14 protein-coding genes and 1 pseudogene are annotated in these 13,711 nt (G+C 70.5%); 6 read left to right on the top strand and 9 right to left on the bottom strand.

Features of this window, described 5'->3' with window-relative positions; all coding sequences use genetic code 11:
- Nucleotides 1–58 precede the first annotated feature (58 nt).
- Complete coding sequence (locus ACOJUI_RS14775; RefSeq protein WP_422115696.1) at nt 59–1,735, top strand: ATP-binding protein; 1,677 nt, start codon at nt 59–61, stop codon at nt 1,733–1,735.
- Between the two features lie 26 nt (nt 1,736–1,761).
- Here the strand turns inward: ACOJUI_RS14775 and ACOJUI_RS14780 are convergent, their stop codons facing one another.
- The 3 genes from ACOJUI_RS14780 to ACOJUI_RS14790 form a co-directional block, all read right to left on the bottom strand.
- Nucleotides 1,762–2,139 carry a response regulator transcription factor gene (locus tag ACOJUI_RS14780; RefSeq protein ID WP_422115697.1) on the bottom strand — a complete coding sequence of 126 codons (378 nt, stop codon included), beginning with the start codon at nt 2,137–2,139 and terminating at the stop codon, nt 1,762–1,764.
- A gap of 82 nt (nt 2,140–2,221) precedes the next feature.
- Entirely contained in the window at nt 2,222–2,953 is a 732-nt protein-coding gene (locus tag ACOJUI_RS14785; RefSeq protein ID WP_422115698.1) for a FadR/GntR family transcriptional regulator, read from the bottom strand.
- A 10-nt stretch (nt 2,954–2,963) separates the two neighbouring features.
- A complete protein-coding gene (locus ACOJUI_RS14790) occupies nt 2,964–3,692 on the bottom strand; it encodes an SDR family oxidoreductase (protein WP_422115699.1) in 729 nt (242 codons plus the stop codon).
- A gap of 113 nt (nt 3,693–3,805) precedes the next feature.
- Between ACOJUI_RS14790 and ACOJUI_RS14795 the strand changes: the two genes are divergently transcribed.
- From ACOJUI_RS14795 to ACOJUI_RS14805, 3 genes are all read left to right on the top strand, one after another.
- Entirely contained in the window at nt 3,806–4,579 is a 774-nt protein-coding gene (locus tag ACOJUI_RS14795; RefSeq protein ID WP_422115700.1) for an SDR family NAD(P)-dependent oxidoreductase, read from the top strand.
- Nucleotides 4,580–5,110: 531 nt separating this feature from the next.
- Nucleotides 5,111–5,902, top strand: coding sequence for a helix-turn-helix transcriptional regulator (locus tag ACOJUI_RS14800; RefSeq protein WP_422115701.1), 792 nt, complete (start codon nt 5,111–5,113; stop codon nt 5,900–5,902).
- A gap of 173 nt (nt 5,903–6,075) precedes the next feature.
- Nucleotides 6,076–6,333: an S-layer homology domain-containing protein gene (locus ACOJUI_RS14805; protein WP_422115702.1), complete on the top strand. Its 258-nt coding sequence runs from the start codon at nt 6,076–6,078 to the stop codon at nt 6,331–6,333.
- Between the two features lie 149 nt (nt 6,334–6,482).
- Here the strand turns inward: ACOJUI_RS14805 and ACOJUI_RS14810 are convergent, their stop codons facing one another.
- The 4 genes from ACOJUI_RS14810 to ACOJUI_RS14825 all read right to left on the bottom strand — a co-directional run bounded on the left by ACOJUI_RS14810 (nt 6,483) and on the right by ACOJUI_RS14825 (nt 8,850).
- The gene (locus tag ACOJUI_RS14810) at nt 6,483–7,019 is read right to left on the bottom strand and encodes a hypothetical protein (RefSeq protein ID WP_422115703.1); all 537 of its coding nucleotides are present in this window, start codon (nt 7,017–7,019) and stop codon (nt 6,483–6,485) included.
- The gene (locus tag ACOJUI_RS14815) at nt 7,016–7,615 is read right to left on the bottom strand and encodes a signal peptidase I (RefSeq protein ID WP_422115704.1); all 600 of its coding nucleotides are present in this window, start codon (nt 7,613–7,615) and stop codon (nt 7,016–7,018) included. The genes ACOJUI_RS14810 and ACOJUI_RS14815 overlap by 4 nt, the downstream gene beginning before the upstream one ends.
- A 10-nt stretch (nt 7,616–7,625) precedes the next feature.
- On the bottom strand, nt 7,626–8,027 hold the full coding sequence (locus ACOJUI_RS14820; protein WP_422115705.1) for a hypothetical protein: 402 nt from the start codon (nt 8,025–8,027) through the stop codon (nt 7,626–7,628).
- A gap of 256 nt (nt 8,028–8,283) precedes the next feature.
- Nucleotides 8,284–8,850 carry an alternate-type signal peptide domain-containing protein gene (locus tag ACOJUI_RS14825; protein ID WP_422115706.1) on the bottom strand — a complete coding sequence of 189 codons (567 nt, stop codon included), beginning with the start codon at nt 8,848–8,850 and terminating at the stop codon, nt 8,284–8,286.
- Nucleotides 8,851–9,155: 305 nt separating this feature from the next.
- Here ACOJUI_RS14825 and ACOJUI_RS14830 point away from each other — a divergent pair, with 305 nt between their 5' ends.
- Nucleotides 9,156–9,557, top strand: a complete 402-nt coding sequence (locus ACOJUI_RS14830) for an Hpt domain-containing protein (protein ID WP_422115707.1) — start codon at nt 9,156–9,158, stop codon at nt 9,555–9,557.
- Here ACOJUI_RS14830 and ACOJUI_RS14835 read toward each other — a convergent pair.
- A pseudogene (locus ACOJUI_RS14835) lies at nt 9,550–10,475 on the bottom strand (response regulator transcription factor). The gene ACOJUI_RS14830 and the pseudogene ACOJUI_RS14835 overlap by 8 nt on opposite strands.
- Nucleotides 10,476–10,568: 93 nt before the next feature.
- Between ACOJUI_RS14835 and ACOJUI_RS14840 the strand changes: the two are divergent.
- On the top strand, nt 10,569–12,305 hold the full coding sequence (locus ACOJUI_RS14840; protein WP_422115708.1) for a sensor histidine kinase: 1,737 nt from the start codon (nt 10,569–10,571) through the stop codon (nt 12,303–12,305).
- Nucleotides 12,306–12,315: 10 nt separating this feature from the next.
- Here ACOJUI_RS14840 and ACOJUI_RS14845 read toward each other — a convergent pair whose 3' ends face one another.
- Entirely contained in the window at nt 12,316–13,404 is a 1,089-nt protein-coding gene (locus tag ACOJUI_RS14845; protein ID WP_422115709.1) for a YihY/virulence factor BrkB family protein, read from the bottom strand.
- Nucleotides 13,405–13,711 lie beyond the last annotated feature (307 nt).

A 13,711-nucleotide genomic window follows, 5' to 3' on the forward strand; every position in this document is an offset into this window, starting at 1 on the left:
TGGGACGGCAGAATGGGGCTCACCTCCGTGCACCGTCGCGGTGACCGAAGGAGCTTCCATGGATCTCGCCGCGTCCCTGACCCGCCGACTCGCCGAGGTGGTGACGCCGCGCGACGGGGATGCCGCCAAGCAGCTGTACTTCGCGCTGCTCCTGCTGGGATTCACCGCGGTGATCGCCATCTCGCATCTCGACGTGGTGCTGATCGGCTCGTACCTGGCGGCGCTGGCGGTGGTGACGGCCGCGACCGTCGCGGCGTTCGCCGTGCCGTGGACGCGGCTGAGCCCCTGGTGGGCCGCCGTCATCCCGCTGGTCGACTTCGTGGCGATCGGTCTGGCCCGGGATGCCCTGCGGGGCAGCACGACGGCGATCTCGCTGCTGGCGATCATCCCCACCCTCTGGCTCGCCGCCCGGCTGCGGGTGTCCGGCACGGTCCTCGCCACGGTCGCGGCCACCCTGGTCGTCACGGTGCCGTCCCTGCTCCGGGCCGATCACATCGACTCGCTGACCATCGCCCACTCCGCGCTGCTGCCGTTCACCGTGCTCCAGATCGGGCTGCTGGCGTCCGGGGCGCTCAAGCTGATGGAGGGCCAGTCCCGCCGGATGTCCGCGGCACTCGCCGAGCAGGAGCGGCTGTACGAGGACATGGCCACCTCCGAGCGACTGCTGGAGAACGTCATCGACAGCATCGACGTGGGGATCGTGGTGGTCGATCGTGACGGTCATGACCAGATCATGAACCGCGCTCAGCACGTCATCCACGATCTCGCGACCCCGCCGGACGATGACGATCCCGACGAGTCGCGCCTGCTGCTGCGCTACCCGGGCACCACGACGCCGATCCCTCCCGAGGACCGCCCGGTGCGGCGCGCGGTGCAGCAGGAGACGTATCGCAACTACATGGTCTCGATCGGCCCACCGGGCCCCACCAGCCGGAAGTTCGCCGCCTCGGCCCGACAGATCCTCGACCGGCACGGCCACCGGAACGGAGCCGTCGTCGTCTTCAGCGACGTGACCTCCTACGTCGAGGCGATCCGCACCCAGGAGAGGTTCGTCGCCGCGGTCTCCCATGAGCTGCGCACCCCGCTGACCTCGGTGATCGGCTACCTGGACCTGGCGCGGGAGGAGCCGGACCTGCCGGCGGGGGCCGCCGGCTACCTCGAGGTGGCGAACCGCAATGCCGAGCAGCTGCTGACGCTCGTCTCGGACCTGCTCGCCGACCAGGTGCTGCGGTCCACCGACGAAGGGCTCAGGCTGCGCCCCCGGCGCGTGTCCGAGATCGCCGACGAGGTCGCCGAGTCGTTCGCCCCGCAGGCGGCGAAGGCGGGCATCACGCTCATCCGGGAGACCGGCGAGACGCCGGCGATCCCCCTGGACGCGCACCGCATGACCCAGGCGCTGGACAACCTGCTCTCCAACGCCCTGAAGTACACCCCGCGCGGAGGCATCATCCGACTGCACACCTGCGTGGCCGGGGGCGCGGTGGAGGTCAACGTGATCGACACCGGCATCGGCATGTCCGACGCGGAGCAGACGAACCTGTTCACGGATTACTACCGCACCGAGACCGCCCGCACCAGCGGGATCGACGGTCATGGCATCGGCCTGGCCCTGACCCGCAAGCTCATCCTGGCCCACGGCGGTCAGATCAGCGTGCGCTCCCGGCCCGGACAGGGATCCGCCTTCACGATCCGCCTGCCGCTCCACGCCGGGGACGAGGTCCATCCCGCGTCATAGCCCGTGCCGCAGGTCCGGGGACGGGCTCAGCCCTCGGCCGCCTTCACCGGACGGGAGAGGATCTCGTCCAGCTGCTGGCGCAGCAGACGCGGACGGAACGGCTTGGTGAGGTACTCGTCGGCCCCGGCCTCGAGGCCCTTGCGGGCGTCCGCCGCCTCGGAGCGGGCCGACAGCATGACGATGTGTCCGGCGACCTGCGGGCGTGCTCGGCGCACCACCTCGTACCCCTCCATGTCCGGCAACCCCACGTCGACCAGCGCGAGGGTCGGCGGCTGGGCACCGATCGCGGCCAGGCCCGCCGCGCCGTCGGCTGCACCGGTGACGGTGTACCCGGCCTGGGTGAGCACGACCTCCAGGAGGCGGCGGATGTCGTCGTCGTCTTCGATCACTACTGCGGTCGTCATGGGCTCCCCCGGAAGCGTCCCTCGGGCGCTCGCTGCGGCCCCGGGCCAGACTACTGTCGCGATCCGTGCCGCGGCGGTGCCTTCAGTCCCTGGTGAGACGGGTGCGTTCTAGGATCTCACCCATGGCTGACGCAGCGGCCGACGGGCTGCCCTCGGTGATCGCCCGTGCGACCTGCTGGTGCAGCGCGAGGTCCTGCGGCTCCGGGGGCAGGCCGGCCCGCTCGCGCAGCGCCCGCTCCCGCAGGTGCTCGTCGATGACGGTCCGCAGCCGCGCGAACATCGCGTTGCCGGAGAGGGCCAGCACGGCGGCATGCAGGTCACGGTCGGCGGCCAGGAAAGCGGCCGGCTCCGGGTCGTCGGCGGCGCGGCGGAGCTCCGCTGCGGCGGCGTGGAGGGCGCGGAGCGGTTCGAGCGCCCGCTCGGGACTGTCGCCGGCGGGCGTCGAGGCGCGCCACTCCCCCACCGTTCGCGCCGCGGCCGCCGCGGCGGCGGGCTCGATCGCCAGGCGCAGAGCCCGGAGCTCGTCGATCTGCACCTGCGGCTCCGGGCCCTCGAGCCGCCACCGGATCACCAGTGGGTCCAGCACGTCCCAGTGCTCGGCCCCGAGCACCCGCAGGCCCACCCGGCGCCCGGCGCTCAGCAGACCCAGCGAGCCGAGCACCCGGCTCACCTCCCGCACCACGCTGCGCGAGGCGCCGGTGCGCTCGACGAGTCCCTCGATGGTGTCGACGTGCCCCACCGGCATCCGCCCCGACACGATCTCGCGGCCCAGCTGGTCCAGGGCGCGCTCGAACGCGGTGGCGCCGGAGCTCATGCCTGGGAGCTCATGCCTGGGAGACGGGCGAGATGACCAGTTCGTCGATGCGCACATGCGCCGGGGACTCGAGCACGAAGCTCACCGTGCGGGCGATGTCCTGGGGGGTGAGCATCTTCGAGCGCGCCGCGGCATCGGGCACGTTCGGCCGCTGGTCGAGGAAGTCGGTGGCGACGTCCCCGGGGCACAGGTGGCAGGCGCGCACGCCATGGGCCGCCTCCTGCAGGTTCAGGGTGCGCATCAGGGAGGAGACCGCGGTCTTGCTGGCCGAGTAGGCCACCCCGGCGCCCGGCTGGAGGGACCATCCCGCGTAGGAGGAGATCGCGACCACGGTGCCGCCTTCCTCGCGCAGCGCCGGCAGGGCGGCGTCGACCGTGGCGGCGACGGCGGTGAGGTTGGTGCCGACGATCTCCTCGAACTCGGTGATCGACTGATCGTCCCAGCGGCGCTGCGGGGTGTTCTGGCCGGCGGCGAGCACCAGGGCATCCAGCCCGCCGAAGCGCTCGACGACGGTCCGGGCCGCTCCTGCCACGGCGGCGCTGTCGCGCACGTCGAGCGGCACCGCGAGCGCCGTCCCTCCGTCGGCCGCGATCTCCTCGACGACCTCGTCGAGCACCTCGCGGCGGCGTCCGCTGACGGCGACCGCCCAGCCGTTGCCGGCTGCGACGCGGGCGATGGCGCGGCCCATGCCGCTGCCTCCGCCGGTGATCCAGAGCGTGCGCGGGGTCGAGTCGTTCATGAGGATCCCTTTCGTCGTGCCGGGGTTCGGACCCTCAATAGTATGCTTTTTGGCGGGGCTCGTCGGCAGGCCGACGCGCTCACGACCGTCGACATACGAGAAGGGACGAAGCAATGGAGCTGGACCTGAGGAACAGGGTCGTCGTCATCACCGGCGCCGCGCGCGGCATCGGCGCGGTGCTCGCGCAGCGCTTCGCCGCCGAGGGTGCGACGGTGGTGGCCTTCGACCTCGCCTTCCCGGACGCCGCCGAGGAGGGCGAGGCGACGGTGCACCCGGTCGAGCAGCTCGTGTGCGATGTCGCCGATCCCGGGTCGGTGCAGGCCGCGGTGGACGAGGTGGCTCGTCGCCACGGCACCATCGACGTGCTGGTCAACAACGCCGGAATCAACGTGGTCGGCCAGGTGGCCGAGCTCGACTGGGCCCGTTGGAAGGCGTGCTTCGACGTGAACGTGGGCGGCGTGTTCCTGATGTGCCAGGCGGTCGCGCCGCTGATGCAGAAGGCCGGCCGCGGCCGGATCCTCAACGCCGCCTCCTTCGCCGCGATCATCCCCAGCGTGGGCAGCGCCGCGTACGCGGCCTCGAAGTCGGCGGTGGTGCAGCTGACCCGGGTGCTCGCCTCGGAACTGGGGCCCTGGGACATCACCGTGAACGCCTACGCCCCGGGCATGGTGCCCACCGCGATGAACGGTTTCACCGAGCTGCCCGCCGCGCAGCAGGACCGCCTGCTGGACACGCTGTCCCTGCGCCGTTGGGAGAGCGCCGACGACGTCGCGAACCTGCTGATCTTCCTGGCCAGCGACCAGGCCTCCTACATCACCGGCACGCTCCAGGACGTCTCCGGCGGCAAGCTCGCCACCCAGATCCCGGCGGTCGCATACGGGCGGTGAAGCAGGCCCCGGCGCGGCTGAGAGTCCGCAGCAGTCGCTGACCGTGCGGGGCTGACCGCGCGGGCCTGTCCACGCGCTTGGTACGTCCGCACTCCGTCTGCGTTCCGCGGAGCTCGCCGTGGCGCCATGCGTGGGACCCCCACGCCGGAATCGCGGCCGCCTGACAGGGCGGTAGCCCACAGCAGGATGGGATGGAGTGCACGTCGTTCAGCACCTTGCGTATCCGCAAGTCACGGAGCGGCGCGGGTCGGCAGTCGACCACCTCACGGCGCGTCGGCACTCGACCACGACACAGCACGTCGGCACTCGACCACGACACGGCGCGTCGGCACTCGACCACGTCACAGCGGGCCGGAGCAGTCCCCGACTGCGTGGGGCCGCACGGCGATGTGCATATCCGCCTCTCCTTGAACGGCCCGCGGTTACCATTCTTCTCCCGGACCGCCGTGCCGCGGCAGACGCGTTGTCCCCGCCTCGCGCACCAGCCTCACGCGCAGGCGACTCCCGGAGCGCACGATGACAGGAGGCCCCATGGATGCATCGTCGATCCTCGTGCGGATCCGGGCCGTCCTGGGAATCACGAGGGCGGAACTGGCACGCCTTGCTCAGCTGAGCCCCTCCACCGTCGGCCGCATCGAGAAGAGAACCCTCGATCCCACGTGGGAGACCCTGACGCGAGTTCTGGAGACGACGGGGTTCCACCTCCACGGGGAGAGCATCCGGCCGGTCTGCGATCCCTTCGCAGCTGCCGCTGCGCGCATCGCGCTCGACCGCGTCCTCCACACCGCCGATGCGGAGCCGCCGGCGCCGGTGATTGACGAGCGGACGCAGATCTGGCTGGATCGGTGGGAGCGCACCGGCTGGTTCACGACGGAGCCCATGAGCCTGGGGCTCGGCACGATGGCGCGCGCCGCCGCAATCATCTCGGACCATGCCCGTCGGGACGTTCCTCGGCTACCCATCGGCGATGGGCGCCGGTGGCGGGAACTGGCCCTGCGGATCGACGAGTCGGGGACGGACTATGCCGTGTCAGACCTCGCCACGGCCCACGAACTGCCGGTCACATCCCTCTGCGTACAGCCGAAGCTCTACGTGCGTGATCCCCCATCCGTCGCGGCCCTGCTGCGCGAAGATGTCACCACTCCGGGATACGGCGTACTCATGATCAGCAGTGAGGGGCCGGAGCTCGATGGCGCCACTGACGGGTACGCCCTTCGCTTCACCTCCATCGGCCAGGCCATCATGGACGCCCTTGCCGGGACCGATCATGAGTCCCACCGAGCTCAGGCGGTGCTCCCGTGGCTGCTCGTGGCGTCCCATTGACTGGAAGGAGGACGGTCGGCGCGCGGCACACATCTCCGCCGCGGCCCAGTCGGGTGATCCATCCGTGCCGACCTCTCGACACCGTCGTTCCTCGCTGCGTCGCGCCGCCGCCTACTCTCCCGACCCGCCCCGATCTGCTGACCTGATCCGCGGGTGACGACTGTTCGCGGACGGTGGGGCCGCTGCAGCCCATCGCCCGCGACGCCATGGCGGCCTTCCTCTACCGGTCCGCCGGCCAGCCGGCCTACTCGCTGCCGGCCGTCTCGTGCTTCACGGACGTCTCCCGCAGCCAGGTGTACGCCAAGAAGATGTGCTGGATGAAGGTCGAGGGCATCTCGAAGGGTTGGCCCGACGGCACGTACCGTCCGCTGCAGCCGTTCATGGGCGATGCGATGGCCGCCTTCCTGCAGCGCTACGACGCGACGTTCTGATCCCACGCTCACCGCGCACGCAGGGACCCGCCGGACTGATCCGGCGGGTCCTTGCGCTTGGCGAGGGCGGTGACCTGCCGCTCCACCGTTCGGACGACGAGGCGCCTGCTGGACGACGCCGGCGTCCCGATGCCGGCATTCAGGTGCACCTACCTGGCATCCGTCAGCCACGTCCCGCCGTTTCTGTCGAGCCAGAGTTCCTTGACGGTCGGGGTGCCTGCGACGCCGTTGACGTAGGGGGTGATCGTGATGCGCACGCTCTCCGCGCGCCCGTACGGTCGCGATGTCGTGAGCGTCATCTCCGACGCCGAGCTCTGGTTGGGGCGACCAGGTTCGATGACCCTCATCCTGTCGATCTGGGTCGCCTCGACTCGGTAGGTGACTTTGTCGGTGCCCGAGTTCAGCTTGGCATCGTTCGTCCACGACAGCCGCGTCGAGCAGAAGAACGGGTTACAGTCCGCCCTGCTCGTCGACGCAACAAGCGGCATCGAGAACCCGCTGCGGGAGTAATCCACCCATTTCCCGGTGGTGACCTGCGCTGTCACCGCACCGCTCTGGGTCCACACCGCACTTGCACCGGAGAGCCCCAGTCCGACCACGAACACCGTCAGGAACAGCACGACGGCGGCGCGCCAGGTGCGGGGCCCCGGGCCGGCGGAGTGACCGGCCGTCTCGGAGACGCTCATGAGTGGACCGCCTCGGACTGCTCGGCCTCGGTGGTGGTCGAGGCGCCGGCTGCGTCGCGCCTCGCGATGGCCCCTCGCGCCGTGGTGATGATCCCGAACGCGATCAGGGCCAGTGCGAGCGCCGTGGTGATCCCGCCGCGGTCGGTCTGCCCGAAGGCGTTGGCGAGGAAGCCGACGTAGCGCACGGCGTAGAACAGCTCGCCGCGCACCTGCATCTCCATCACGGGATCCGGGTCGGCGACGTCGTTGTTGTCGCCCTGGGTGGTCAGCATGCGCTCACCGCCCTGGCCAGCGGAGAACCCGGTGATGCGGTGGGTGATGACGTCCGGTCGGCCCGACTCGATCTGATAGGTGACCACGTCCCCGACCTGCAATGCGTCGAAGTTCGTCGGCTTGACCACCAGGAACGTTCCCGGCGGGTACGACGGTGCCATGGAGCTGGTCAGGACGGAGTAGGTCTGCGACCCGGTCAGGAGAGGCACTGCGATGAGCACGATCGCAGCGAGCGCCGAGACGCACAGCAGGAGGAAGGAGACGCCCTGGCCGATCCACTGCAGCCACACCGGAGCGTGGGGGGTCTTGTGAGGGGTGGTCATGGCGGGCTCCTTATCGGATCTGTGCGACGTGCACGGGGACGGTCACCGTGGCGGCGCTGGTGATGAGGGAATCGGGCGCGGTCGCCGGCAGACTCATGCGCAGGCAGAAGCGCTGCGAACCGCCCTTGGCCACCTGCGCCGAGGTCGCTTTCGCGGAGTCGCCGGACGAGTAGGTGGCCGCCGAGCAGTTGCCGCTCGCCGGCATGACGGCCGACCGCACCGTGAGCGTGCTGGCCAGCGCCGAATTCTTCGATGTGACCTGCGGGGCGCCGAGGGTGGCGCCGACGGTGAAGCTGGAGCTCGCGTCGGTGGAGTTGGTCAGCGTCAGCGACGCGTACACCGGAGTGCCCGGCGTCAGGGCCGCCGACGGATCTGCCAGCGCCACCGTGGTCGAGGTCTCGTTGACGATCATCTCGGCGCCGTTGACCGTGACGATGAAGTCGGCCGACCGGATGCTGCCGGCGTCGGTCGGCGCGGAATCGTTCCACAGCGCCCAGGTGCCGGAGGCCCCAGGAGACCCGCCACGACCGCCAGGACGAGGACTGCGGCGCTCTGCAGCATGGGGGCGATGCGCATGTCAGCTCCTCGATCGAGTGGTGATGGTGGCGGGTGGAGGGGGACGGAGCCCAGGCGGCGATCTGCGGTGCGGAACGCCCCGCGCCGCTGCGTCAGCCCTGGGTGGTGCCGTTCGCTCCCGGCTTCTGCTGGTCAAGGCGGTAGCTAACCTTGTTCAGGTCGATGGCGGCGTTCATGCTGCCGTCGGCGTCCGCGTCGAAGGTGACGGTCGAGGACGCCGTGAGGGTCTCCGTCTTGTTGAGAGCCTTGCTCTTGAGCGCAGTGCCGTCCAGGACGCTCTTGCCGTCCTTGTTGACCAGGGTGGGCAGGGTGAAGTCGAGGTCGTCGTTGTCGAACGCGGCCGTGCCTGCCATGGCCTGCGGGGTGCCGGTCATGCTCAGCACGGCGCTCACGTTGTTGCCCTCGAGAGTGACGGTCAGCGGCTGCGTGTAGGTAAGGGAGTCGCCGGGGACCACGCGGTACGTCTTGATGTCCACCGTGGTGCCGGTATTGGCGTCGGTCCACACGCCCTTGCCCGGCGCGACGTCGAGCTGACCGGAGGCGATGACGCCGGCGTTCGTGGACTGCTCGGCGTTCCACACTGCCAGCGTGCCGCCGCCGCCGAGGAGGAGGGCAACGCCCAGTCCGGTGATCGCTGCGCCCTTGGCCATCTTGTTCATGTCGACATTCCTTGTTGCTCGTGTGCTGCGGGCTGACGGAGATGTCAGCGCCGGTGACGGTGAGTGGAAGCTGGGGATCGGACCGGCGGGGAGCCGGGCCCGGTCTCGTCGTTCCGGTGGCTTCATTCAACTCCCGGCAGCTCAAGCGATCCCCAGGGGGTCAGCGAGGGTCTGCGCAACGTTTCCTGCAGATTCTGCGGGGCTGTCTTGAGGTGATCTTGCGGCACGGCCGCGGCCTCCACCCTTGAAGCATTCTTTGGCTGCCGGGGGTCGCTCTCCTGCGCGAAGCGGCGCATGATGACCTCATGCCCTCCGCGCCCCCCGCCCCGGTCCTCGACATCGACGCGCTGCGTGTCCTGGGCGAGGAGCTGGGCGATGCCGATGTCCTGTGCAGCTTCCTCCGTCGCTACCTCTCCATGCTGGAACGCCGCATCGAGCGGCTCGAGCAGGCCCTGTCGATCGCGGACCGCGACGGCTGGATGGATGCCGCCCTCAGCCTGAAGACCTCCTCCGCGATGGCGGGTGCGCACGCCCTCTCCGAGCAGGTCGCTTCGCTGCAGGAGGGCTTCGCGGCCCTCGCCTCGGGCGCGGCGCGCCGATGCGCCGCCGAGGGCATAGCCTGCGTGCGCAGGATCGCTGCGGAGACCGCCCGTCAGCTGTGGCTCTACCTCCAGGGCATCGCGTCGCCGGCCGAGCGCGTCAGATGAGAGCGCTGACGCTCCCGGCCGTCCGATAGCCCACCCCGCGCACGGTCTGGACCCAGCGCGGCTCCTTGGAGTCATCGCCGAGCTTGCGCCGCAGGTTCCCCACGTGCACCTCGATGGTGCGCTCGTCCGCCTTGGAGACGAAGGTCCCGCCGTCCGCGTCGTCCCCGCGCACCGTGCGCGCGAGCTCGGACTTGGAGCGCACGACGCGTCCGCTGCGCAGGAGTGTCTCCAGCAGCAGAAACTCGGTCGGGGTCAGCGCTACGTCACGGCCGCCGGCCTCCACCTGGTGCAGGTGCGGGTACAGCACGAGGCCGTCGAGCTCGAGGCGTGCCTGAGCTGCGGCATCGACGCATGCTGTCGCCGGCGCAGAGGCCGCCATGGGAGGGCTCGGGACCGACACCGGGGCCATTTCGGCGAACGGCCCTGCAGCGGAGGGCACCGTTGGTGCCGAGAACACGGAGGGCGCCGCGGCGGGCACGGCGACCGGTGGCGCCGACGTCCGGGGGAGAGCGGTGCCGCCGGATCGGCGGCTGCGGGAGCGGGGGCACCGGTGCGCGGCCGCCGCAGCATGGCCTCGATCCGCGCTCGCAGCTCCCGAGGCCGGAACGGCTTGGTGATGTAGTCGTCCGCGCCGGCGTCGAGCCCCAGCAGGGTGTCGATCTCCTCGGTGCGGGCGGTCAGCATCACCACGTAGGCGTCGGAGAACTGCCGCACCTGGCGGGTGACCTCGTAGCCGTCGATGTCCGGCAGTCCCAGGTCGACGGTCACGATCACCGGGTCGTTCTCGCGGACCGCCTCGACGCCCCTCGTGCCGGCGGCTGCGGCATGCACCTCGAAGCCGGACTGGCCGAGCAGGGACACCATGAGCTCTCGGATGTCCTCGTCGTCCTCGACGACGACGGCAACGCGTCGGTCCATGCACGCCCCTCAGGATGGTGTTCGGCCCCCAACGATATCGTGGGCCGCCGTACCGAGGGTGCCCGAGGTCCCGCCCAGGAACGGAGCACGTCCGTGTCACAGCCCGACTCTTCGACGACCGCCGCGGCGGTCAGCCGGACCGGGGGGCGCGGTCGGTACTTCGGCCAGTACTCCCTGCGGCACCGCGTGCTGCTGTTCCAGCTGCCGCTGACGATCTCCGCCGTGCTGATCACCGCAGTGGTGCTGAGCGTCGACCCCGGGGTCGCCACCGGCTCCCCGCACCTCGCGATCGGGTTCGGCGGGATCCTGCTGCTGACCGTGCTGGCCGGAGTCGTTCCCTGGCATCGGCTCCCACCGGTGGCCTACTGGGTGATCCCACTGCTGGACTTCGTGGCGATCGCCCCGTTCTGGGCCGCTTCCCGAGAGGTCCTGGACGGCATGTCCGTCCTCGCGGCGCTCCCGGTGTTCTGGCTGGCCTGGTCCGGCATCTGCCCCACCCTCGCCATCACCCTGGGATTCGTGGGCAGCGCGGCGGTGGCGTGGTATCCGTATCTGTTCGACACGACTCCGTTCGAGGTCGAGCTGGTCGAGTCGACGCTGATGCGACCAGCGATGGTCCCCTTCCTGATGCTGGCGCTGGGCATCGCGGCCAGCGCCCTGTCCACCAGCATGGACCGGCAGAGCGAGGAACTGCGGGAGTCGCTGGAGTACGCCGCCTCGCAGAACCGCAGGCTGCACGCGGTGGTGGACACCTCGGACGTGGGGATCCTGGTGGTGGATCGCGACGGCCACGACGTGCTGATGAATCCGGCGCAGCGGCGACTGCACTTCCTCAGCCTGCCCCCGGGCAGGGAGGACGGCGCAGATGCGGAGCTGCTGCTCTTCGAGCCGGACGGCATCACGCCGATCCCGCCCACGGAACGGCCGGTGCATCGTGCCCTCCAGGGGGAGACGTTCGAGGGCCGCATGATCGCCGCCGGCACGGACGGCAGCCAGCAGCACCTGTCCGTCTCGGCCTCGCCGCTGATCGACGAGGACGGCGCCTTCGACGGCACCGTGATGGTGGTCCAGAACGTCACCGATCTCATCGACGCCATCCGCACCCGGGAGCAGTTCGTCGCGGAGGTCTCCCACGAGTTCCGCACCCCGTTGACCTCGATCATCGGCTACCTCGACCTCGCGCTCGAGACCGCTCCCGACGCGGAGCTCGAGCGCTACCTGACCACCTCGATCCGCAATGCCGAACGGCTGCTCCAGCTGGTGACCAGCCTGCTGGAGGCGCAGGCGAGCAGCCCCGAGGTCATCGTGCAGGACGTCGACCTCGCGCGGCTCACCCGGCACAGCCTGGAGTCCGCGGAGGTGCGTGCGCGCCAGCGCGGCGTCACCGTGACGTCCGCTCTCCCGGAGCATCTGGCGGCCAGGGTCGATCCTGTGAAGATCGGTCAGGTCATCGACAACCTCGTGTCCAACGCGCTCAAGTACACGCCGGGCGGCGGCAGCGTCACCGTCTCGCTCCGCCGCCTCGAGCCCGGCACCGCTGGAACCGGCACTGCTGGAACCGGCCCCGCTGGATCCGGCGAGGCCACCGGCGCGTGGGCCGAGCTGCTGGTCCGGGACACCGGGATCGGCATGAGCGAGCAGGAGCGCAGCCAGCTCTTCACCACCTTCTACCGCGCCGATCACGTGCGCCGGGCCGCCATCCCCGGCACCGGGCTGGGGCTGGCGATCTCGCAGCGCTTCGTCCGCGCCCATGGCGGGGACATCCTGGTGGCTTCGCAGCCGGGCGCAGGCTCCACCTTCACGGTGAGGATCCCGCTGGAGCGCCCCTGAGCGGTCGCGGTCAGTCCTCCCGCTTCGCCGACGGGTCCTCCTGGCTGGCCCCGGCGCTCTCGCGCAGGTTCCGGCCGCGCTCGACGTCCTCGGCGTACTTCTTGGCCTTCTTGTCGCTGGCCTTGGTGTCGCGGGCCGGCAGCTGCAGCTCCTCCTCGGCGGCGATCCCGGCCTGCAGTTCGCGGCCGCGCTCGATCTCGCTGTCCACCTCGGCGCCGAACAGCAGGATGGTGTTGATGATATAGATCCACAGCAGCAGGATGATCACGCCGGCCAGCGCCCCGTAGGTGGCGTTGTAGTTGCCGAAGTTCGAGACGTAGAGGAAGAAGCCGACGCTCGCGAGGACGGCGACGATGATGGCCAGCAGCGCGCCCATGCTCATCCAGCGGAACTTGGGCTGCTTCACGTTCGGGGTGGCGTAGTACAGCAGCGCCACCACCAGCACCACGATCGCGGCCAGCACGAACCACTTGGCGATGTTCCAGATGGTCACGGCCACCGAGCCCAGCCCGATCGCGTTGCCGACGGCCTCGGCCACCGGGCCGGAGAGCACGAAGATCATCAGCCCGATCGCGCCGAGCAGCAGGAAGAGCGCCGTCAGCAGGTACATCTGCACGTTGAGCTTGATCGCTCCGCGACCCTCGGGCACGTCGTGGATGATGTTCATCGCCCGACCGAAGGCCTTGACGTAGCTCGAGGCGGACCACAGGGCGGTCAGCAGACCGATCAGCAGCCCCAGCCCGGCGGCGGGCGCGGTGAGGATCGATTCGAGGGCGGGCCGCACGGTCTCCCAGGCGTCCGGGGGGACGATCCCCTCGGCCTGGTCGAGCACCGAGGTCACCGACTGCTCGTCCTGCCCGAACAGGCTGAGGATCGAGACCAGCGCGATCAAGGCGGGGAAGATCGACAGCACGGTGCGGTAGGTGAGCCCGGCCGCGAGGTCGGTGCAGCCGTCGGCCGAGAACTCGCGCAGCGTCGTGCGCAGCACGTACTTCCAGGACGGGGCGGTGACCTCCGCCGGGGAGTCGGGCTTGCGGGGGTCCTCCGGGTCCGGCGCGTCGGCGGGGCGATCGCTCCGGTCGGTGCTCTTGGTCGCCATCTAGGTGTCCTCTTTCCTCGTGCTGCAGTCCTCGTGCTGCCGGCGTCAGCAGCGAAACGGGGCCGGCTGCGGCTCGCTGGGTCCTCCCGAGCGCGGCGCCGCCCCTGGAGTGAGGAAATCATGCCCCGGAGCTCGAGGACAGTTCGGGGCTGCGCACCTGCGGTGCCTGGCGGTGCTCCCGCTGGTGGGGCGGTTCCGCGGCAGCGGGCAGCGCGTTGACCGACTGGTCGAGAACGACGGCGTCAGCAGCGACCCGGGACGACGGGGTGGCGCGGTGGGGTCGGGTCCGACGACCTCGCGACGGGGC

The organism is Brachybacterium sp. UNK5269, assembly GCF_049266655.1.
Lineage (GTDB): Bacteria > Actinomycetota > Actinomycetes > Actinomycetales > Dermabacteraceae > Brachybacterium.

What these genes read in the sequence shown, in the direction of transcription:
- ACOJUI_RS14775 (WP_422115696.1), top strand. Translation starts at nt 59, where the DNA reads ATGGATCTCGCCGCGTCCCTGACCCGCCGACTCGCCGAGGTGGTGACG.
- ACOJUI_RS14780 (WP_422115697.1), bottom strand. Translation starts at nt 2,139, where the DNA reads ATGACGACCGCAGTAGTGATCGAAGACGACGACGACATCCGCCGCCTC.
- ACOJUI_RS14785 (WP_422115698.1), bottom strand. Translation starts at nt 2,953, where the DNA reads ATGAGCTCCGGCGCCACCGCGTTCGAGCGCGCCCTGGACCAGCTGGGC.
- ACOJUI_RS14790 (WP_422115699.1), bottom strand. Translation starts at nt 3,692, where the DNA reads ATGAACGACTCGACCCCGCGCACGCTCTGGATCACCGGCGGAGGCAGC.
- ACOJUI_RS14795 (WP_422115700.1), top strand. Translation starts at nt 3,806, where the DNA reads ATGGAGCTGGACCTGAGGAACAGGGTCGTCGTCATCACCGGCGCCGCG.
- ACOJUI_RS14800 (WP_422115701.1), top strand. Translation starts at nt 5,111, where the DNA reads ATGGATGCATCGTCGATCCTCGTGCGGATCCGGGCCGTCCTGGGAATC.
- ACOJUI_RS14810 (WP_422115703.1), bottom strand. Translation starts at nt 7,019, where the DNA reads ATGAGCGTCTCCGAGACGGCCGGTCACTCCGCCGGCCCGGGGCCCCGC.
- ACOJUI_RS14815 (WP_422115704.1), bottom strand. Translation starts at nt 7,615, where the DNA reads ATGACCACCCCTCACAAGACCCCCCACGCTCCGGTGTGGCTGCAGTGG.
- ACOJUI_RS14820 (WP_422115705.1), bottom strand. Translation starts at nt 8,027, where the DNA reads ATGATCGTCAACGAGACCTCGACCACGGTGGCGCTGGCAGATCCGTCG.
- ACOJUI_RS14825 (WP_422115706.1), bottom strand. Translation starts at nt 8,850, where the DNA reads ATGAACAAGATGGCCAAGGGCGCAGCGATCACCGGACTGGGCGTTGCC.
- ACOJUI_RS14830 (WP_422115707.1), top strand. Translation starts at nt 9,156, where the DNA reads ATGCCCTCCGCGCCCCCCGCCCCGGTCCTCGACATCGACGCGCTGCGT.
- ACOJUI_RS14845 (WP_422115709.1), bottom strand. Translation starts at nt 13,404, where the DNA reads ATGGCGACCAAGAGCACCGACCGGAGCGATCGCCCCGCCGACGCGCCG.